Annotated in this window: 16 protein-coding genes and 1 pseudogene; 11 read left to right on the top strand and 6 right to left on the bottom strand. The window is 74.1% G+C overall.

The features are described from left to right. The first annotated feature begins 69 nt into the window (after positions 1 to 69). Positions 70 to 1140 (top strand): ATP-dependent DNA ligase, encoded by a 1071-nt coding sequence (locus tag ABZ719_RS28365; RefSeq protein WP_366728018.1) that lies wholly within the window; start codon positions 70 to 72, stop codon positions 1138 to 1140. Positions 1141 to 1214: 74 nt separating this feature from the next. Here the strand turns inward: ABZ719_RS28365 and ABZ719_RS28360 are convergent, their stop codons facing one another. Then, positions 1215 to 2405 carry a zinc-dependent alcohol dehydrogenase gene (locus tag ABZ719_RS28360; protein WP_366728017.1) on the bottom strand — a complete coding sequence of 397 codons (1191 nt, stop codon included), beginning with the start codon at positions 2403 to 2405 and terminating at the stop codon, positions 1215 to 1217. 110 nt (positions 2406 to 2515) lie between these two features. Next, positions 2516 to 2980: a MarR family transcriptional regulator gene (locus ABZ719_RS28355; RefSeq protein ID WP_366728016.1), complete on the bottom strand. Its 465-nt coding sequence runs from the start codon at positions 2978 to 2980 to the stop codon at positions 2516 to 2518. A gap of 365 nt (positions 2981 to 3345) precedes the next feature. On the opposite strand from ABZ719_RS28355, the gene ABZ719_RS28350 reads away from it, so the two are divergent. The 7 genes and pseudogenes from ABZ719_RS28350 to pcaD all read left to right on the top strand — a co-directional run bounded on the left by ABZ719_RS28350 (position 3346) and on the right by pcaD (position 9111). Further along, on the top strand, positions 3346 to 4128 hold the full coding sequence (locus tag ABZ719_RS28350; RefSeq protein WP_366728015.1) for a CoA transferase subunit A: 783 nt from the start codon (positions 3346 to 3348) through the stop codon (positions 4126 to 4128). Next, positions 4128 to 4772 (top strand): CoA transferase subunit B, encoded by a 645-nt coding sequence (locus ABZ719_RS28345; protein WP_366728014.1) that lies wholly within the window; start codon positions 4128 to 4130, stop codon positions 4770 to 4772. Before ABZ719_RS28350 ends, ABZ719_RS28345 begins: the two co-directional genes overlap by 1 nt. Beyond that, positions 4769 to 4924: pseudogene (locus ABZ719_RS28340) on the top strand (3-oxoadipyl-CoA thiolase); the annotation flags it as partial. The gene ABZ719_RS28345 and the pseudogene ABZ719_RS28340, both read left to right, overlap by 4 nt. A 172-nt stretch (positions 4925 to 5096) precedes the next feature. Continuing rightward, the gene (gene pcaH, locus ABZ719_RS28335; RefSeq protein WP_366728013.1) at positions 5097 to 5870 is read left to right on the top strand and encodes a protocatechuate 3,4-dioxygenase subunit beta; all 774 of its coding nucleotides are present in this window, start codon (positions 5097 to 5099) and stop codon (positions 5868 to 5870) included. Positions 5871 to 5876: 6 nt separating this feature from the next. After that, on the top strand, positions 5877 to 6494 hold the full coding sequence (gene pcaG, locus ABZ719_RS28330) for a protocatechuate 3,4-dioxygenase subunit alpha (RefSeq protein ID WP_366728012.1): 618 nt from the start codon (positions 5877 to 5879) through the stop codon (positions 6492 to 6494). Positions 6495 to 6580: 86 nt separating this feature from the next. After that, positions 6581 to 7885, top strand: a complete 1305-nt coding sequence (gene pcaB, locus ABZ719_RS28325; RefSeq protein ID WP_366728057.1) for a 3-carboxy-cis,cis-muconate cycloisomerase — start codon at positions 6581 to 6583, stop codon at positions 7883 to 7885. Next, entirely contained in the window at positions 7882 to 9111 is a 1230-nt protein-coding gene (gene pcaD, locus ABZ719_RS28320; RefSeq protein WP_366728011.1) for a 3-oxoadipate enol-lactonase, read from the top strand. The genes pcaB and pcaD overlap by 4 nt, the downstream gene beginning before the upstream one ends. Positions 9112 to 9380: 269 nt before the next feature. Here the strand turns inward: pcaD and ABZ719_RS28315 are convergent, their stop codons facing one another. Continuing rightward, positions 9381 to 12059, bottom strand: a complete 2679-nt coding sequence (locus ABZ719_RS28315) for an AAA family ATPase (protein WP_366728010.1) — start codon at positions 12057 to 12059, stop codon at positions 9381 to 9383. A gap of 247 nt (positions 12060 to 12306) precedes the next feature. Between ABZ719_RS28315 and ABZ719_RS28310 the strand changes: the two genes are divergently transcribed. Continuing rightward, entirely contained in the window at positions 12307 to 13428 is a 1122-nt protein-coding gene (locus tag ABZ719_RS28310) for a DUF2510 domain-containing protein (protein WP_366728009.1), read from the top strand. Positions 13429 to 13544: 116 nt separating this feature from the next. Here the strand turns inward: ABZ719_RS28310 and ABZ719_RS28305 are convergent, their stop codons facing one another. Then, the gene (locus ABZ719_RS28305; protein ID WP_366728008.1) at positions 13545 to 14186 is read right to left on the bottom strand and encodes a TetR/AcrR family transcriptional regulator; all 642 of its coding nucleotides are present in this window, start codon (positions 14184 to 14186) and stop codon (positions 13545 to 13547) included. Positions 14187 to 14426: 240 nt separating this feature from the next. On the opposite strand from ABZ719_RS28305, the gene ABZ719_RS28300 reads away from it, so the two are divergent. Both ABZ719_RS28300 and ABZ719_RS28295 read left to right on the top strand, forming a co-directional pair. Further along, on the top strand, positions 14427 to 15227 hold the full coding sequence (locus tag ABZ719_RS28300) for a phosphatase PAP2 family protein (RefSeq protein WP_366728007.1): 801 nt from the start codon (positions 14427 to 14429) through the stop codon (positions 15225 to 15227). Then, complete coding sequence (locus tag ABZ719_RS28295) at positions 15224 to 16393, top strand: hypothetical protein (protein WP_366728006.1); 1170 nt, start codon at positions 15224 to 15226, stop codon at positions 16391 to 16393. The genes ABZ719_RS28300 and ABZ719_RS28295 overlap by 4 nt, the downstream gene beginning before the upstream one ends. 26 nt (positions 16394 to 16419) lie before the next feature. Here ABZ719_RS28295 and ABZ719_RS28290 read toward each other — a convergent pair whose 3' ends face one another. Beyond that, on the bottom strand, positions 16420 to 17241 hold the full coding sequence (locus ABZ719_RS28290) for a phospholipid scramblase-related protein (protein ID WP_366728005.1): 822 nt from the start codon (positions 17239 to 17241) through the stop codon (positions 16420 to 16422). A 52-nt stretch (positions 17242 to 17293) separates the two neighbouring features. Then, entirely contained in the window at positions 17294 to 19360 is a 2067-nt protein-coding gene (locus ABZ719_RS28285; protein WP_366728004.1) for a phosphocholine-specific phospholipase C, read from the bottom strand. Between the last annotated feature and the right edge of the window lie 256 nt (positions 19361 to 19616).

Here is a 19616-nt window from a genome sequence, read left to right as displayed (position 1 = left end):
CACGGTAGGCGTCCCCCGCGCACCTCGCACACCGGGCGGAAGGTGCCGCGGGCGCGCAGAATCGCTGGCATGGATCTCCCCGTGATGCCGCCCGTGAAGCCGATGCTCGCCAAGCCGGTGGCGAAGATCCCGCCGGGCATGCAGTACGAGGCGAAGTGGGACGGGTTCCGGGCGATCGTGTTCCGCGACGGCGACGAGGTCGAGCTGGGCAGCCGTACGGGCAAGCCGCTGACCAGGTACTTTCCCGAACTGGTGGCGGCGCTCAAGGAGCGGCTGCCGGGCAGGTGCGTGCTGGACGGGGAGATCGTGATCGCCCGGGAGGGACGGCTGGACTTCGACGCGCTGACCGAGCGGATCCACCCGGCCGACTCGCGGGTGCGCACGCTGGCCGAGCGCACCCCGTCCTCGTTCGTCGCCTTCGACCTGCTCGCGCTGGACGGCGAGTCGCTGCTGGACGTGCCGCTGACCGACCGCAGGGCGCTGCTGGTCAGGGCGCTCCGGGGAGTGCGGGCGCCGGTGCACGTGGCGCCCGCGACGACGGACGCCGAGGTGGCGCGGCAGTGGTTCGAGCAGTACGAGGGCGCGGGTCTGGACGGGGTGATCGCCAAGCCCCTGGGGCTGCGCTATCTCCAGGACGAGCGGGCCATGTTCAAGATCAAGCACGAGCGGACGGCGGACGTGGTGGTCGCCGGCTACCGCCTCCACAAGAGCGGTCCGGTCGTCGGCTCGCTGCTGCTCGGCCTCTACGACGACCGGGGCACCCTCCAGCACGTCGGGGTGTCGGCGGCCTTCCCGATGAAGCGGCGCGCGGAGCTGATCGAGGAGCTGGCGCCGCTGCGGATGGACGACACGGCCGGGCATCCCTGGGCCGCGTGGTCCCAGGAGGCGGCCCACGAGTCGGCCCGGCTGCCGGGCGCGCCGAGCCGCTGGTCGGGCAAGAAGGACCTGTCCTGGGTGCCGCTGCGGCCGGAGCGGGTGGCGGAGGTGGCGTACGACCACATGGAGAACGGGGCGCGGTTCCGGCACACGGCGCGCTTCCGGCGCTGGCGCCCGGACCGCACCCCGAGCAGTTGCACGTACGCCCAGCTGGAGGAGCCCGTCCGCTACGACCTCGCCGAGATCCTGGGCTCCGGGCCGTGACCGCGGGCCGGGCGGGGCCGGGCTCACGGTCAGGTCGGCAGGGCGGGCGCCAGGAGGCGTGAGGACTTTGCGTCTCAGGGGGTCATGAGGACCTTGACCGCGCCGTCCTGCTTGCGCTGGAACATCTCGTACGCGTGCGGTGCCTCGGTGAGCGGCACCCGGTGGGTGGCGAAGTCGTCGACACCGAGCGGATCCTCGTCGGTGAGGTAGGGCAGGATGTCGTCGGTCCAGCGGCGGACGTTGGCCTGGCCCATGCGGATCTGGAGCTGCTTGTCGAACATGGTGAGCAGCGGCAGCGGGTCGGCCGAACCGCCGTAGACGCCCGAGAGGGAGATGGTGCCGCCGCGGCGGACCAGGTCGATCGCGGTGTACAGGGCGGTGAGCCGGTCCACGCTGAAGCGTTCGGCCAGCGGTCCGCTCAGAGCGCGCGGCATGATCGCGGCGGTCTGCTGGACGAGCCGGGCGACGTGGCTGCCGTGCGCCTCGGTGCCGACCGCGTCGATCACCGCGTCGGGGCCCCGCCCGCCGGTCTCGTCGTGGATGGCGGCGACCAGTTCCTTCTCGCTGTCGAAGTCGCGCAGGTCGTAGGTCTCCACCCCGCGGCCCCTGGCGCGGTCCAGACGTTCGGTGACCAGGTCCACCCCGAACACCCGTCCGGCGCCGCGGGCCAGGGCGACCCGGCAGGCCATGTCGCCGATCGGGCCGAGTCCGAGCACGGCGACGGTGCCGCCGCGCGGGACATCGGCGTAGGCGACCGCCTGCCAGGCGGTGGGCAGCACGTCGGAGAGGTAGACGAAGCGGTCGTCCGCCGGGCCCTCGGGCACCTTGATCGGGCCGTACTGGGCCTGCGGCACCCGCAGGTACTCGGCCTGCGCGCCCGGGACCGCGCCGTACAGGCGGGTGTAACCGAACAGCGCGGCGCCCATGTGCTCGCTGGTGACCTGGGTGGTCTCGCACTGGGTCTGCAGACCGGTGGAGCACATGACGCAGTGGCCGCAGGAGATCTGGAACGGGACGACCACCCGGTCGCCGGGCCTCAGATTCGTCACCTCGGGGCCGACCTCCTCGACGATGCCCATCGGTTCGTGGCCGAGGATGTCGCCGGGGGTCATGAACGGGGTGAGCACCTCGTACAGGTGCAGGTCGGAGCCGCACAGCCCGGACGAGGTGACCCGGATGACGGCGTCCGTCGGTTCCTGGATCTTCGGGTCGGGGACGTCGTCCACCCGGACGTCGCGCTTGCCCTGCCAGGTCACTGCCTTCATCGTGTCGCGCCCCTTCCGTCACGCTCCGGTGCCTTGACGGACGGCCGGGTACCCGGGGCCGGACGGGCGAACCCGCCGGGGCGGGCCCGCGGGGGCGGGCGCCCCGCGGGTCAGGGGCGCGCGGCGGCCGGTTCCGGCGGGTTGCGCAGGCCCTCGGCCGCGTCCGCGACGCGCCGGATGAGGTCGAAGAACTGGGCCTGCTCCGTCGCGCTGAGCGGGCCCAGGAAGACCTGGTTCATCCGGGCCGTGCGCACGGTGAGCCGGCGGTGGGTGCGGTCCCCCTCGCGGGTCAGGCGGAGCAGGAAGCGGCGGCCGTCCTGCGGATCGCGGACCTTGTCGAGCAGGCCGCGGCGGCTGAGCCGGCTGATGACCTCGGCGATGGTGGACCGGTCCAGGCCCACCCGCTCCCCCACCGTGCGCTGGTCGAGTCCCGGTTCGGCGACGAGCGCGTTGAGGACCGCGAACTGGGGTGAGGTGATCTCCTCGGAGACCATCGTGTTCCACAGCAGGTAGTGGGCCTGCTGGAGCCGGCGGGCCAGGTGCCCGGGGTGCGTCGTGAGGTCCACCGCGGCCATGTGCGCTCCTCGGGGTAGGTCTGCTGGTGCGGCCCTGCCTGGTCGCACGTACGTCGTCGTAGCCGCGTCGTCGTGGCTGCCCGGCCGTACGCACGACCTCGTACGCACATCTTCGTACACGTCTTCGTGCACGCGGCTCGGCAGACGCGTGGGGGCGCCCGCCTTTTAGTACGTGCACTGAACGATACCGCTCGCCGGGCCTCCCTCGTTCCTGATGCAGCCCCTTTCGGTCCCTTTCCCTGGCGCTCTTGACGGCCCGTCCCACCGGTGGCAGCGTGAGGGCACCTTCACCGAATTAATCAGTGCGCTGACTGTCTGGGCCGGTGCGGGTCGGCGGCGCTCGGCAGAGATGAGGCTTGTTTTCGATGGACAAGGTGGTCGCGACGGCCGTGGAGGCGGTGGCCGACGTGCCGGACGGCGCGTCGCTGGCGGTGGGCGGTTTCGGGCTGAGCGGTGTGCCGGACGTGCTGATCCAGGCGCTGTACGAGCGCGGCGTGGGCGGCCTGTCGGTGGTGTCGAACAACTGCGGGGCGATGGACTCCGGGCTGGCGGTGCTGCTGGCGGCGGGCCGGATCGCCCGGGTGACCGGCTCCTACATCGGCGCGAACAAGGAGTTCGCCCGGCAGTACCTGGCCGGTGAGCTGGAGGTCGAGCTGATCCCGCAGGGCACGCTGGCCGAGCGGCTGCGCGCGGGCGGGGCCGGGATCCCGGCCTTCTACACCCCGGCCGGGGTGGGCACGCAGGTCGCCGAGGGCGGACTGCCCTGGCGCTACGACGGCTCCGGCGGGGTTGCGGTGGCCTCCGCGCCGAAGGAGGTCCGCGAGTTCGACGGCACCGAGTACGTGCTGGAGCGCGGCATCCGCACCGACTTCGCGCTGGTCCGGGCGGCGCGGGGCGACCGGCACGGGAACCTCGTCTTCAACAGGTCCACCCGCAACTTCAACCCGCCGGCCGCCATGGCCGGCAAGGTGACGATCGCGGAGGTGGAGGAGCTGGTCGAGCCCGGCGCGCTCGACCCGGACGCGGTGCACCTGCCGGGGATCTTCGTGCAGCGCGTGGTCGCCCTGAGCCCGGAGCAGGCCGCCGACAAGAAGATCGAGAAGCGGACGGTGTCCGTGCCCGGTACGCGAGGGGCGGTGAGCGCCTGATGGCGTGGACACGTGAGGAGATGGCCGCCCGTGCGGCCCGCGAGCTGCGTGACGGGCAGTACGTCAACCTGGGCATCGGACTGCCGACGCTGATCCCGAACCACCTGCCGCCGGGTGTGGAGGTGGTCCTGGAGTCGGAGAACGGCATCCTGGGCACCGGCCCGTACCCGGCCGAGGACCAGGTCGATCCGGACCTGATCAACGCGGGCAAGGAGACCGTCACGGTCCTGCCGGGCGCCTCGTTCTTCGACTCGGCGCTGTCCTTCGCGATGATCCGCGGCGGCCACATCGACGTCGCCGTGCTCGGGGCCATGCAGGTCTCGCAGGCCGGCGACCTGGCGAACTGGGCCGTGCCGGGCAGGATGGTCACCGGGATCGGCGGGGCGATGGACCTCGTGCACGGTGCGCGCACGGTCGTCGTCGTGATGACGCACACCGCCAAGGACGGCTCCCCGAAGATCGTCCGGGAGTGCACGCTGCCGCTGACCGGCAAGCGCTGCGTGCACCGGATCATCACCGACCTCGGCGTCCTGGACGTCACCGGTGACGGACTCGCGCTGGTGGAGACCGCGCCCGGGGTGAGCGTCGAGGAGATCGCCCGCAGGACCGACGCCGAGCTGACCGTCGCGGAGGACCGCAGGTGAAGGACGTCTACGCGGCCGACGCCGTGCGCACCCCGTCCGGAAAGTGCGACGGCGCCCTCGCGGGCGTGCGCCGGGACGCCCTGGCCGCCCACGCCCTGCGCGGACTCCTCGCCCGGACACCCGGCCCGGACCCGGCCCGGATCGACGACGTCCTCCGGTGCCGCCTCGCCGACACCGTCACGCACCAGCTCGCCCGCAAGGGCTCCGGAACCGGCGTCGCCACCCTCCGCATCGGCGCCGCCCAGGGCCTCACCTTCGTCCTCGAACGCTGACTGCCCGGGACTTTCTTTCGTCCGGAGCACTCAAGGAAGCACCAGGTGTCCCATGCCCCTCACCCAGCACGACATCGACCAGGAGATCGCGGCCGAGCACGCGGCGTACCAGAAGCGGCGCGCCGCCGGCGCGCCGGTCGAGCACCATCCGCGCCGCGACTACGCGCCCTACCGCTCCTCGGTGCTGCGCCACCCCCGGCAGCCGCTGGTCGCCATCGACGTCAGCAAGGACCCGGAGCTGGTGGAGCTGACCTCGCCCGCCTTCGGTGAGCGGGACGTCACCGAGACCGACAGCGACCTCACCCGGCAGCACACCGGGGAGCCGGTCGGGGAACGGATCACCGTCTCGGGCCGGCTCCTCGACCGGGCCGGCCGCCCGGTGCGCGGCCAGCTCGTCGAGATCTGGCAGGCCAACTCCGCGGGCCGCTACGCCCACCAGCGCGAGCAGCACGACGCCCCGCTCGACCCGAACTTCACGGGCGTCGGCCGCACCCTGACCGACGCCGAGGGCCGCTACCACTTCACCACCGTCCAGCCGGGCCCGTACCCGTGGCGCAACCACGTCAACGCCTGGCGGCCCGCGCACATCCACTTCTCCGTCTTCGGCTCGGCCTTCACCCAGCGGCTCGTGACGCAGATGTACTTCCCGAACGACCCGCTCTTCCCCTACGACCCGATCCTGCAGTCCGTGACGGACGACGCCGCCCGGCAGCGGCTGGTCGCCGCCTACGACCACAGCCTGTCGGTGCCGGAGTTCTCACTCGGCTACCACTGGGACATCGTGCTGGACGGCCCGGCCGCCACCTGGCCCGAAGAAGGACGCTGACCTGCCATGACGAAGACCGACACGAGCGGCCCCGAGGGCGTCGCGCAGGGCCTGCCGCCCACGCCGTCGCACACCGTGGGCCCCTTCTACGGCTATGCCCTGCCCTTCCCCGGCGGCGAGGACATCGCGCCCGCCGGACATCCGGACACGCTCACCGTGCACGGCCACGTGTACGACGGCGAGGGGCGCCCGCTGCCCGACGCGCTCGTGGAGCTGTGGGGACCGGACCCGGCCGGCGAGCTGCCCGCCGTCGACGGCTCGATGCGGCGCGATGCGGCCTCCGGCGGGTTCCTCGGCCGCAACGGCGTGGAGTTCACCGGCTTCGGGCGGATCCAGACCGACGCCGACGGCCACTGGTACGCGCGGACCCTGCGGCCTGGCTCGCGCGGGCGGAACGCCCCGTACCTCAGCGTGTGCGTGTTCGCGCGCGGCCTGCTGGTCCACCTGTTCACCCGGATCTACCTGCCCGGTGACGACACCGCCCTGGCCGCCGATCCGCTGCTCGCCCGGCTGGACGAGGAGCGGCGCGCCACACTGGTCGCGGTGCGCGAGGACAGCGGGGCGTACCGTTTCGACATCCGCCTTCAGGGTGAGGGCGAGACGGTCTTCCTGGAGTTCCGGTGACATCACCCGCACCACAGCCCACGGGCCCCGGCCACGGCACCAGCACCGGACACGGCACCGGCACCGGCACCGATCCGGATTCCGGCCTGCTCGGCCCCGGGTGGGCCGCCTCCGCCGCCGCGAACGGGACGGGCGACACCGCCTTCCTGTGGGCGCTGCTGGACGCCGAGGCCGCGCTCACCCGGGCGCAGGCCTCGCTCGGCCTCGCTCCCGCGGCCGCGGCCGACGCGGTGACCCGGGCCGCGGATCCCGCCCGTTTCGACGTGCGCGCGCTCGCCGAGCGTGCCCGCGGCGGCGGCAACCCCGTGATCCCCCTGGTCGCCGACCTGACCGCGGCGGTGGGCGAGGAGTACGGCGCCTACGTCCACCGGGGCGCGACCAGCCAGGACATCATGGACACGGCGGCGATGCTGGTCGCCGCCCGCACCCTCGCCGTGGTCCTGGCCGACCTGGCCCGCACCGAGGCGGCGCTGGCCCGGCTGGCCGCCGCCCACCGCGACACCGTCATGCCCGGCCGGACCCTCACCCAGCACGCCGTGCCCACCACCTTCGGACTCAAGGCGGCCGGCTGGCGGTCGCTGGTCCTGGACGCCCGGGACCGCGTCGCCGGCGTCCGCGCCGCGCTGCCCGCCCAACTGGGCGGCGCGGCGGGGACGCTGGCGGCCTTCTCGGCGTACGGCGCCGCCGACCCGACCGTGCTCGCGGCCGCTTACGCCCGTGAACTGGGCCTGCGTGAGCCGCTGCTGCCCTGGCACACCCTGCGCACCCCGGTCGCCGACCTGGCCGGATGCCTCGCCTTCACGGCGGGGGCGCTGGGGAAGGCGGCGGCGGACGTGCTGGTCCTGTGCCGTACCGAGATCGCGGAGCTGGCGGAGGGCAGCGGCGGCGGCTCCTCCGCCATGCCGCACAAGGCGAACCCCGTGCGCGCCACCCTGATCGCGGCCGCCGCCCGCCGCGCCCCGCACCTCGCGGCCACGCTGTACGCCTCGATGGCGGCCGAGGACGAGCGGCCCGCGGGCGCCTGGCACGCCGAGTGGGAGCCGCTGCGCGACCTGCTGCGGCTGGTCGGCGGCGCCGCCCGCGACGCGGCGGAGCTGACCGGTGGGCTGCGGGTGGACGCGGACGCCATGCGGGCGCACCTCGGCCTGACCCACGGGCTGATCGTCTCCGAGCGGCTGTCGGCCGAGCTGACGCCGCTGCTCGGCCGGGCCCGCGCCAGGGAACTGCTCACCGAACTGGCCCGCCGGGCCTACGCCGAGGATCGCGACTTCGGTGAACTCCTGTCCGTCGAAGCCGAGTTGCGGGGCGTCGATCTGGCCGCCCTCACCGACCCGACCCGCTGCACCGGCTCCGCCGGAGCCCTGACCGACCGCGCTCTGGAGCGACGTTGACACTGAACCACCGCCTCGAAGGCCCCGCTTCGGCACCCGCCCTGCTGCTCGGTCCGTCCCTGGGGACGTCGTACGCCCTGTGGGACGGGGTCGCGCCCGAGCTGGCCGTCTCGCACCGGGTGGTCCGCTGGGACCTGCCGGGGCACGGCGGCTCGGCGGCGGACCTCGTCGCGGCCGGGGCGACCGTCGGCGACCTCGCCTCTTTGGTGCTGGCGCTCGCGGACTCGCTGGGCGTCGAGCGGTTCGCGTACGCGGGGGTGTCGCTGGGCGGCGCGGTGGGGCTCCACCTGGCCGTGCACCGTCCCGAGCGTCTGACGTCCCTGGCAGTGATCTGCTCCTCGGCCCACTTCGGCGGTGCGCGGGCGTGGCGGGAGCGGGCCGAGCGGGTCCGCCGCGAGGGTCTTCAGTGGCTGGTGGAGAGCGCGAACTCCCGCTGGTTCGCCGGGGACTTCACGGTGCCGGAGCTGATCCGCGACCACCGGGACGCCGACCCCGCGGCCTACGCCGCGTGCTGCGACGCGCTGGCTGCCTTCGACCTGACCGGCCGGCTGTCCGGGATCACCGTGCCCACGCTGCTGATCGCGGGCCGGCAGGACCCGGCCACGCCGCCCGCGCACCTGCGGGAGATCGCCGACGCGGTGCCCGGCGCGGCCCTGGTGGAGGTGCCGGGCGCCTCTCACCTGGCGCCCGCGCAGTGTCCGCGGGCCGTCCTGACCGCCCTGCGCACCCAGCTCGACGGCCCGGCCCCGCGGGGCATGCGGGTGCGGCGGGCGGTGCTGGGCGACGCCCACGTGGACCGGGCGCAGGACCGGCAGACGCCGTTCACCGCCCGGTTCCAGGACTTCATCTCCCGCTACGCCTGGGGGGAGATCTGGACCGATCCGACGCTGAGCCGGCGCGAGCGCAGCATGATCACCATGACGGCGCTGGTGGCCCACGGCCACTACGACGAGCTGGCGATGCACGTCCGGGCGGCGCGGCGCAACGGGCTGACGCCCGAGGAGATCGGCGCGGTGTTGTTGCAGAGTGCCGTGTACTGCGGGGTGCCGGCGGCCAATTCCGCGTTCGCGGTGGCGCAGCGGGTCCTGGCCGAGGAACCCGTCGAGCGGTCGCGCCCCGACCCCGGCGCGCAGCCCGCCGGGCCGGCCGGAGAGGAGTCCGGCGCACGGCCCGCCGAGCGGCCCGCCCGGAGGCCCGGCGAGAAGCCCGGCGCGGAGCGCACCTAGAGATCAGGCGAGAGGCCCGACGGGCAGCCCAGCCCAGAGGCCCGGCGAGGAGCCCGCCCGGAGGCCCGGCGAGAAGCCCGGCGCGGAGCGCACCTGGCGGAGCCTGCCGAGCGGTCCGGGCGCGGCCCGGCGAGGAGCCGACGGGAAGCCGGCGGGGAGCCCGTCCAGCGGTCCGGCGAGAAGCCGGCGGGGAGCCCGGTCGGCCGTGCCCCCGGTGGCAGCGGCCCGGCCAAGGGGCGCCGGTCGGTGCGCCGGGTCCGCTCCCCGCGCTACCGCAGCCCGCGTCCCGACTCCAGGACCTCGCGCGCCTGGGCCGCCAGGCCGTCCGCGCCGCACGAACGGGCCAGGGCCAAACCCTTGTTCAGCTCGGCGACCGAACGCGAGGCGATGCCGTACTCGACGCGGGCGGCGGCGTGCTCGTACTGGCAGGGCGAGGCCTCCAGGTAGGTGACGGCCTGGGCGGCCAGACCGACCGCGCGCTGCCCGGTCTCCAGCGCGGCGGCGCAGCGCAGTGCCTCCCCTATGGCGGTGTCGGTGCCGAACCGTTCGGCCTGGCGCCGGACGTCGGCGGCGAGCCGTGCCGCCCGGTCGGGCTCCTCGGTGGCGAGGGCGCGGGCCAGGTCGGCCGCCCAGGGCACCATGACCGGGTTGTGGTGGCCGCGGACGGCCGCCGCCTTCTCGGCGGCCTCCAGCTCGGCCACGCCCTCCCTGGTGCGGCCGGCGGCGAGCAGCAGCCTGCCGCGGACGCTGCGCGGGTCGGGGATCACGATGGTGGCCGGGTAGGGCGGGGCGAACCCGTAGCGCTCGGCGATCTCCCAGGCCTCCTCCACGTGGCCGCGGGCGAGCAGGGTGTCCACGAGGTTGCAGGTGGCGGTCCAGTACAGGGGAAGTCCGCGGCCGACCCGCTCGGCGATGCGCAGCGACTCGCGCAGGGCCGCCTCCGCCTCGCGCAGCCGGCCGCGTCTGCGGTGGCCGAGGCCGACGTAGGCGTGGGCGAGCGCGAGGTGGCCGCCGTTCCAGTGGGCGCTCTCGTAGGCCCGCAGGGCTTCGTTGTAGAGGGTCTCGGCGCGGTCCAGGCGGTCGCTGTAGGCGTAGGCGCTGGCGAGCATCAGCAGCAGTTCGATGCCCCACTCGGCGTCGGTCCAGCCGAGGCCGGGGGCGAGGCGGCCGTTGACGAGGGCGCGGTCGCACACTTCGACGACCTCCTCGGCGTTCTCGCCGCGGGCCATGGCGTCGAAGCCGCGCAGGATCAGCAGGGCCCGCTCGGAGTTGTCCCGCCCGGTGCAGCCGGCGGCGAGTTCGGCGAGCCGTTCGGAGCGGTCGGGGGTGATGGTCTCGCCGGTGTGCAGGCCCTCCCACATGTACTGGACGGCGTGCAGCCGCAGCCGGACGGGGCCCGGGGCGTGGCGGGCGGCCTCCGCCTCGATGGTGCGGACGGCCTCCTCCAGCTGGTTGTTGTGCAGCAGTGCCTGGGAGAGCCGCCACACCGCGTCCACCCGGATGGCGCCGTCCAGGCCGGGCATGCTCAGCGCCAGCTGGAGGTGGTCGATGGTGGTGGCGGGGGCGGTGAGCAGGGTCGCGCAGCCCAGTTCGTACAGGACGCGTGCGTGCACGTCGGGGGTGGGCGGCTCCAGCAGGGCCCGCTCCAGGCAGCGGCGGGCCGCTTCGGGGGCGCCGACGGCGAGGTGTTCGCGGGCGGCCTGGCGCAGTTGCTCGACGAGTTCCTCGTCGTCGTCCGGATGGACTTCCAGCAGGTGCCGGGAGGCGGCCGCGGCGCCGAGGCCGCAGTCGTCGACGATCTGGGCGGCGATGCCGTGCATGGCGGTGCGCAGGGCGTCGGGGATGGAGTTGTAGACGGCGGTGGCGATGAGCGGGTGCACGAACTCCAGGTCGCTGTCGCCGCCCCGCGTGCTCGCCGGGTCCGGTTCGGTGAGGATGCGGGCGCCGCGCAGCAGCTCGGCGCAGCGCACCGCGTCCTGGTGGTCCATGGTCGCGAGCCGGGCGACGAGACCGACGGAGATGCCGGTGCCCAGGATGGCGGCGGCCCAGGCGAACCGGGTGGCGTCGATGCCGAGTTCCTCGAGGCGGGCGACGAGTCCGCCGCCGCGGGCGGTGCGGTTCAGCTCGCGCAGCTCCCCGGCGTGCGCCTCGACGGGTTGCAGTTCGCTGTCGCGGACCTTGGCGAGGAGTTCGACGGTGTCGTAGGGGTTGCCGCCGGTGACCGCCCACACCTCGCGGCAGAAGGGGGCGTCGGCGTGCGTGCCGAGGGTGGTGCGGGTGAGGTGGGCGGTGGCGTCGGGGGACAGGGAGCTGAGGGTGTGGACGCCCGCGGCGGCGGCGACGGTCTCCAGCAGGCGGGCGCCGTCCCCGCTCACCTCGCCGGGGCGGCGGGTCACCACGAGGAGGACGGACAGCTCGTCGAGGCGTTCGGCGAAGGCGGCGAGCCAGCGCAGGCTCTCCTCGTCGGCCCAGTGGGCGTCGTCGACCAGGAGCACGAGCGGCCAGTCGCGGGAGGCCAGCCGGCTCACCGCGTCGACCAGGCCCTCGCACACGCTGCGCGGGTCGGCCTGGCCCTCACCGGGTTCCGCTATGCCGAGAGCCGGTCCCGCGATGCCGTACCACTCGCCGAGGTACTCGCGGGCCTCTTCGGGCATCAGCGACAGCAGCGCGGGCTGCAGCAGTTGCCGTACCACGTTGAACGGGACGGAGCGCAGGATCTCGCCGCCGCGCGCCGACCACACCGTGCAGCCGCGCTCCTCGGCGATGCGGCGGGTCTCGGCCAGCAGGGCGGTCTTGCCGAGTCCGGCCTCGCCCTGCAGGACCAGCAGTCCGCCGCAGGAGGCGCGGTCGGCGCACAGGTCCTCCACCGCGCGCAGGATGGTGGTGACTTCCTCGTCGCGCTCCCACAGGGAGGCCGAGGCGGCCGCTCCCGGCCGTCCCTCCGTCATCCCGCTACCTCCCCAAGTCGCCCGAACGACGTACGGGTGCCGAGCCTAGCCGCCGGGCCGCCCGAACGGAGGCCGGACCGGGCAGCTCTTCCCGTGACGGGTGACGTGCGGTGCGGCCGGGCGACGGGGCGCTCCCGCGACCTGCGGGGGAAAGCACGACATGTCAACAGACGTTCCGGGCAAGGGCGGTGGCGGTGGAGCAGAGCCCTCTCATACCTCTTTCACGGACGCCTCATACGGTGGGGGCATGACGCAGGTGACTCCTCCCGGGTGGTACCCCGACCCCGGGCAGACAAGTGACGGTCCCGCCACCGAGCGCTGGTGGGACGGCAAGACGTGGACGGACCGGACGCGCCCCGCCGGATCGGCCGCCGCATGGGGTCCGCCGGCGCAGCCCCCGGCCCAGGCGCCGCACCCGGCACCGCAAGGTGATCCGCAGGCCCCGATACCCACGGGCCCGCCCGGTCCTCCCGGACATCCGGGCCCTACGGCGTACCCGGGGTACCCGGGCTACCCGGGCTACCCGGGGCAGCCGCCGGCGCGTCCGCGCCGCGGACTGCGCACGGGCATCGCCGTCGCGGTGACCGCCGCGGTGCTGGCGAGCATCGGGGTGGGCGTGTACGCGCTGAGCAAGGACGACGGCGGGGGCCGCGACCGCGCGGGGTCCTGGCAGGACCGGGGCCGGCAGGGCGGACCCGGCGACCGGGAGGGTTCCGGCGGCCGGGGCGGCCCGTTCGGCGCGCCGGGCGGGAGCGGCGGCTCGGACGGGTCCGGCGGACCGGACGGCCCGGGCGGGTCGGGAGGTGCCGGGGGCTCCGGCGGGTCCGAGGCGCCGAAGATCAGGAGCGGGTCGGTGCCCGATCCGGCCAACGGCATCAGCCTGCCCGTGCCGGACGGCTGGTACGGGCAGCAGATCGGCGTGGGCGCCCAGATCACCTCCGACGCCGCCTACAAGTGCCCCGGCGACACCTCCAAGTCCTGCACCAAGGGCGGCGCGTACTCGGCGCCCGCGATGGTGCTGGGCACCCGGGGCAGCACCGCCGAGGAGGTCGCCAAGGCCGACATCGCGGCGAACGCCGAGGAGTCCTACGGCGGCAAGACCTACGGCGCGATCACCTCGCACCAGGTCCTCGCCTCCAAGGCGGTCACGGTGGCCGGGCAGAAGGGCTACCTGGTCCGCTGGAAGGCGGTCACCAGCAAGGGCGCCGACGGGCTGGTCGAGTCGCTGGCCTTCCCGTCCCCGGCGAACCCCGGACGGCTGGTCGTGGTGCGCTTCGGCGTGGACGCCGACCAGCAGCAGTCCGTGCTCGACGAGATCACCCGAGGGATCAAGGTGTCCTCGGGCGGCGGCAGCGGCCAGCACGTCTGAGGCGCCGCCGTGGATGTCGGCCGGGCCGGGTTCCTCTCCGCTCCGGAGGAACCCGGCCCGGCCGGGAGTGCGCCGCCCCCGTCCCCACGGTGCGGCGCGCACAGGTCACCGTCCAGTCATCCCGTGGACGGCGGCCTGAGTCCTGTGGTGAGGCCGAGCGCGGGCAGCACGGCGGCCTCCACGAACCGGACCATGTAGTCCGCGTCCGCGTACGTCCCCTCCAGCACGGGACGGATGCGCAGGACGCCGAACATCTGCGCGGGCACGTACGCCAGCGCCGGGTTGTCCGCGTCGACCTCGCCGCGCTCGACCCCGCGCCGCAGGATCTCCCGCAGCGCGGCGATCTCCGGCTCCACGAGGGTCTCGCGCAGCGCCTGCTTCAGCTCGGGGTCCTGCATGATCGCGTGACCGAGGGCCTGCAGGAGCCGGGTGTCCTTGCCGGACCACTCCCCCGCGGCCCGGGCGGCCTGCCGGAGGTCCTCGACGAGCGAGCCGGTGTCGATGCCGCCGAAGCGGGTGCGCCGGTTCGCGCGCAGGGCGGCCACCACGAACTGCGGCTTGTTCTTCCACTGCCGGTAGAGCGTGGACTTGCTGCAGCGCGTGCTGGCGGCGACACCCTCCATGGTGACGGCGTCGTACCCGCACTCGCGGATCTGTTCCAGGACGGCGTCGAAGAACTCCCGCTCACGCTCGGGCGTGATCTTGGAGCGGCGCGAGGCGACAACCGTGTCCGGTCCGTCCGCGGCCTGCGACGTCATCGCTCTACTCCTCGCTGTCGCTCGTGCCACCAGGACGGCTCCAGCCGCCCTCGGGTGCGCTTCGTCTCGGGTGTGAGAGACCTCAACCGATACGCCAGTGTACCGGTACTCCATCGTATCGGTACACTGGCGTATCGGTACGATGTCGTATCGATGCTCCCGGCGCGGTCACCGCTCGCGTACCGGTCGGCACCACCCATACGGCACACACGCAACACCCGCACGCGAAGGGGCCGGGGCATGACATCCCGAAACGAGGCCGCCGCCGCGGAGCCCACGAGGCCCGCGCGGCCCGCACTCGTGCGCGAGCTGCTGCTCGTCGCGGGCCTGTTCCTCGTCTACAAGGTGGGGCGCCAACTGGCCGCCGACCACACCGGCGAGGCCTTCCGCAACGCACACCACGTGTGGCACCTGGAACGGGCGCTCCACCTGCCCGGCGAGGGCGCGGTGCAGTCCCTGCTGCTGCACGGCGACACCCTGGTCCGCATCGCGAACACCTACTACGCCACCGTGCACTTCCCGGCCACCGTCGGTCTGCTCGTCTGGCTCTACCTGCGCCGTCCCGCGCACTACGTCTGGACCCGCCGGGCCCTGGCCGCGCTGACCGCCGCCGCCCTGGTGCTGCATCTCACGTTCCCGCTGGCCCCGCCGCGCATGCTCGCCGCCACCGGCCTGGTCGACACCGCGCGCGTCTACGGACCCTCGGTCTACGGACCGCCGAAGACGGACCACCTGTCGAACCAGTTCGCGGCCATGCCCTCGCTGCACTTCGGCTGGGCCCTGATGGTGGCCGTCGCGCTGATCGCCGCCACCCGCTCGCGCTGGCGCTGGCTGTGGCTGCTGTACCCGCTGCTGACCCTGCTGGTGATCGTGGGCACCGCCAACCATTACTGGCTCGACTCGGTCGCGGCGGCCGCCCTGCTCGGCATCGCCCTGGTGGCGCTCCCGCTGCCGCACCGCCGCCCGGTGACCCTCGCCCTGGGCCGGCAGCGGCCCGCGCCGGCCGAGGAGAACGGCCCCCTCGTCGGAGCGGTCCGATGAACGCCGCGCTGCTCGCCGTGGTCCTCTCGCTCTTCTCCGCCGTCGCCTACGCCGCCGCGGCCGTCGCCCAGGAACGGCTCGCCTCGCGGGCGGCCGCGGGCACCGGCGCGCTCGGGCTGCTGCGCCGCGGCGCCTGGTGGTGGTCGGTCGCCCTGAACGGGTCGGCGGCCCTGCTGCACGTGGTCGCCCTCAAGTACGGGCCGCTGACCGTGGTCCAGCCGCTCGGCGCGCTCACGCTGGTGGCCGCCGTGCCCATGGGGGCGCGCCTGGCGGGCCGGCGGGTCGTCGCCGCCGAGTGGCGGGGCACCGCGTGCACCCTGCTCGGACTGGGCGCGCTGCTGCTGGCCGCGTCCGGACCCGCGCCGAAGCAGGTGCTGAGCCCCGCCGAGGCCCTGGCGGTCGCGGGAGCCACGGCGGTCCTGATCGGTGCCCTGTCGCGGCCCGGGGCGCGGCCGGGTCTGCGGCACGCGACCGCCTCCGGTGTCGCCTCGGGCGTGGCGTCCGCGCTCACCCAGACTGTGACCGTGGCGGCGACGGACCACACCGGTCCGCTGCTGAGCGCCCGCGTGATCGTCGTGACGCTGCTGGTCGCGGCGTTCGCGACGGGCGGGCTGCTGCTCTCGCAGACCGCCTACCGGGGCGGCCTGGGCGCGCCGCTGGCGGTGGTGACGCTGACGAACCCGGTGGCCGCCGCGCTGATCGGCCTGACCCTGCTGGGCCAGGGGCTGCAGGGCGGCGTACGGGGTGTGCTGCTCGCGCTCGCGGGAGCGGCGTTCGCCGCCTGGGGGGTGGTCGAACTGTCGCGGGCGGCCCCTCACCCGCATCCCGTGGAAGAGGCACCCGGCCCCGGAGAAGGCGCACGCGCGCACCCGGCGAACGCGCCCGCGGCCGACGCCACGTCCGGACCCGGACCCGTGTCCCTGCCAGGGCCCGCGTCCGCGCCCGAACCGGTGCCCGGGCGCGCGTCCGGGCCGCAACCCGCGTCCGTACCCGAGTCCGCCCCCGTCCTCGTGCCCGCGCAGGACGGCGACGACGAGACACACCCCGTGGCCGCCGTCCTCGCCCTGGAGCCGGAAGGGGCGTCCAGGGAACCGCTGCTGCTGCCGCTGCACGTGCCCCTGCCCGGGCCACCGCCCTGCGGGCCGGAACACCTGACCCCGCTCTAGGAGCCGCGAACGCGGCCCGTGCCGGATCAGCCCCAGCCGCGCGAGTCCTGCTTGAGGGCCGTGTCGACGGTCAGCGCCGTCGCCACCACCAGGCTCAGCAGCGGCTCGGGAAGCTGGTAGTGGATCTGCAGGACGTAGTTGTCGGCCGTGGTGAACATCGTCTTGGCCAGCCCCTCCCACGTCTTGGTGATCCGGGCCACCTCGTTGTCGGCGTGGTCGACGATCGCGAAGTTCCAGGCGCGCCAGTTCTCCGCCTTGATCGCACCGACCTGCTGCCCGTTCGCGTTCATCGCGAAGTTGATCTTGCCGAAGACGTTCTGCTGGACGATCTCGCCGACCTCCGAGCCGTCCGGACGCGAGACGATCACCCGCGACTTGACGAACTTCGCGGGCCGGGTGAGCACGAGCTGCGGCTGCCCGTGACCGTCGCGGATCTCCAGCCGGTGGGTCATGAACTGGTCCAGGCTGGAGACGAACCGCAGGGCCTTGCGCAGCGTGCTCTGGCCGATCTCGGTGACGGCGCCGATCTGGTTGCCGTTCTGGTCGAAGACCTTGTACTCGTTGGTCAGCTCGATCAGCTTGGCCTTCTGGTTCACCACGAGGACCGGCTCGCTGAACAGGGTGCCGCCGCCGACGCCGCCGGGGGCGACGCCGGCCTGCTGCTGCACCTGACGCTGCACGCGCGCGTCGGCACCGGCCGGCCCGCCCGGCACCTGCTGGGCCGCGGGAGCCTGCTGGGCGGCGTGGGTGTGCTCGGTCCACTGCGCGCCGTCCCAGTAGCGCAGCGTCTGCGCCGCCCCGTGGGGGTCCGGGTACCAGCCTGCAGGTGTGTTCGAATGCGTGGTCACCGGGGCACACTACCGCGAGCCGGCCGGAAAGCAACCGCTGTCTGCCCGCCGGTCAGCCGGCCGCGATCGCCGGATCGCTCACCCCCGGAAGGCCGTTCTCGACGTGACCGGCGAACCGCCGCAGGAAGGACGGATCGGCCCCCGAGGTGACGGTCAGGTCGTACCAGCGCGCGCTCGCCGCCAGTACGACCCGCCGGCGCACCGTCGCACCCGGCTGGACCTGGACCGTCGTGCGGCCCCCGCCGTAGCCGTCCGACACCGCGAGATCCACCGCCTTCGCGCCCCTGTTGGTGAAGGTCAGCTCGATGTCGTCGCCGGCCGGCCGCGCGGTGACCTCGGGACCGGCCGTCCTGCCGGGTCCCTTGAAGACGCGCAGGAAACCGTTGGGGCCGTGCACGCTCAGGTCGTACGACCCCCCGGAGTAGACCGAGTTCCAGGTGTCCGAGAGGGTCTTGCCGGCCTCGGTGGTGTAGGTCCAGGGGCCGTCGGAGCGGCTGCCCGAGGTGACCAGGAAGGCGGCCCCGGCCTGCGCGCCCGAGGCGAAGGTGAGCGTGTACTTCCCGGCCGCCGCGTCCACCGAACCGTCCACCACGGGGGCGTACCTGAGCGGCCGGGTGGGCCGTCGTCCGGGCTCCTGGCGGGGCAGGGAACCCTGGGCCGGCGGGGTCGGCACGTAGTCGGGGTGACGGTTGTGGTCGCGCGGCGCGTACTTGGCGGTGTCCGGCAGGGAGACGACGGCGGTGTCCTTGCCGGAGAAGTCGAACGCCGCGGTCAGGTCCCCGCAGACCGCCCGCCGCCAGGGCGAGATGTTCGGCTCCCGCACCCCGAAGCGGCGCTCCATGAACCGGATGACCGAGGTGTGGTCGAACGTCTCGGAGCAGACGAAACCGCCCTTGCTCCACGGTGAGATCACCAGCATCGGCACGCGCTGGCCGAGTCCGTAGGGACCGGCCACGTGGCCGGCGTCGCCCTTGAACAGGTCGAGGCCCGCGTCGACCGTGGACAGGCCCTGGGCGGCGGAGGCCGGCGGGAAGGGCGGGACGAGGTGGTCGAAGAAGCCGTCGTTCTCGTCGTAGGTCAGGAACAGCGCGGTCCTCGCCCACACCGCCGGGTCGGCGGTCAGCGCGTCGATGACCTGGGAGACATACCAGGCACCGTAGTTCGCGGGCCAGTTGGGGTGCTCGGAGAAGGCCTCGGGGGCGACGATCCAGGAGATCTGCGGCAGCTTCCCGCCCGTGACGTCGGCCCTGAGCCGGTCGAAGAAGCCCTCGCCGGTGCGGGCGTCGGTGCCGGTGCGGGCCTTGTCGTACAACGGGTCGCCGGGCTTGGCGCCGCGGTACTGGTTGAAGTACAGCAGCGAGTTGTCCCCGTAGTTGCCGCGGTAGGCGTCGTTGATCCAGCCCCAGCCGCCGGCGGCGTCGAGCCCGTCGCCGACGTCCTGGTAGATCTTCCAGGACACGCCCGCCTTCTCCAGGCGCTCGGGGTACGTCGTCCAGCTGTAGCCCGCCTCCTCGTTGCCGAGGACGGGGCCGCCGCCCTTGCCGTCGTTGCCGGTGTGGCCCGTCCACAGGTAGTAGCGGTTGGGGTCGGTGGAGCCGATGAGCGAGCAGTGGTAGGCGTCGCAGACGGTGAACGCGTCGGCGAGCGCGTAGTGGAACGGGATGTCCTTGCGGGTCAGGTACGCCATCGTCGTCGTGCCCTTGGACGGCACCCACTGGTCGTAGCGGCCCCGGTCGTGTGCGGCGTGCCCGTCGTTCCAGCCGTGCGGGAGGTCCTGGACGAAGGCCAGGCCCAGGTCGTCGGCGTCGGGGCGGAAGGGCAGCACCTCCTTGCCCGCGCCGTTGGTCTGGTGCCACACCGGCTTGCCGTTCGGCAGCGGCACCGGGCGCGGGTCGCCGAAGCCCCGGACGCCGCGGAGGGTGCCGAAGTAGTGGTCGAAGGACCGGTTCTCCTGCATGAGGACGACGATGTGCTCGACGTCCTCGATCGATCCGGTGCGGCGGTGGGCGGGCAGGGCCGCCGCGCGCTGGATGCTGCCGGACAGCGCGGTGAACGCGGTGGTCGCGCCCGCTATCTGCAGGAAGCGGCGCCGGTTGACCTCGGGGGTGGGTGACGGCATGAAGGTCCTCACATCCTCGTGCACGGACGGCCGGAACGGGTGAGTGCTGCGCGCAGCGAGTGTTCCAAGAGCACCGAACGGGAGGGAAGGGTGCGGTGACGTCCATGTGAAAGTCAGGGGACCGGCGTGCCGGTGCGGGAGCCGGCCCCATGGCCGGCTCCCGGGTGGCTGCCGTCCGGCGGCGCCGCGGGGGGCGCCGGCCGGGGCGCGCGGGGGGGGCGGGTACCCACCGGGGACAGAGCCCCAAGGGGGACTG

The sequence above is a fragment of the Streptomyces sp. NPDC006743 genome (assembly GCF_040703815.1).
In the GTDB taxonomy this organism is placed as follows: domain Bacteria; phylum Actinomycetota; class Actinomycetes; order Streptomycetales; family Streptomycetaceae; genus Streptomyces.
Note: the sequence above shows the minus strand (reverse complement) of the source record. Positions and strands in the feature narration are given on the sequence as shown.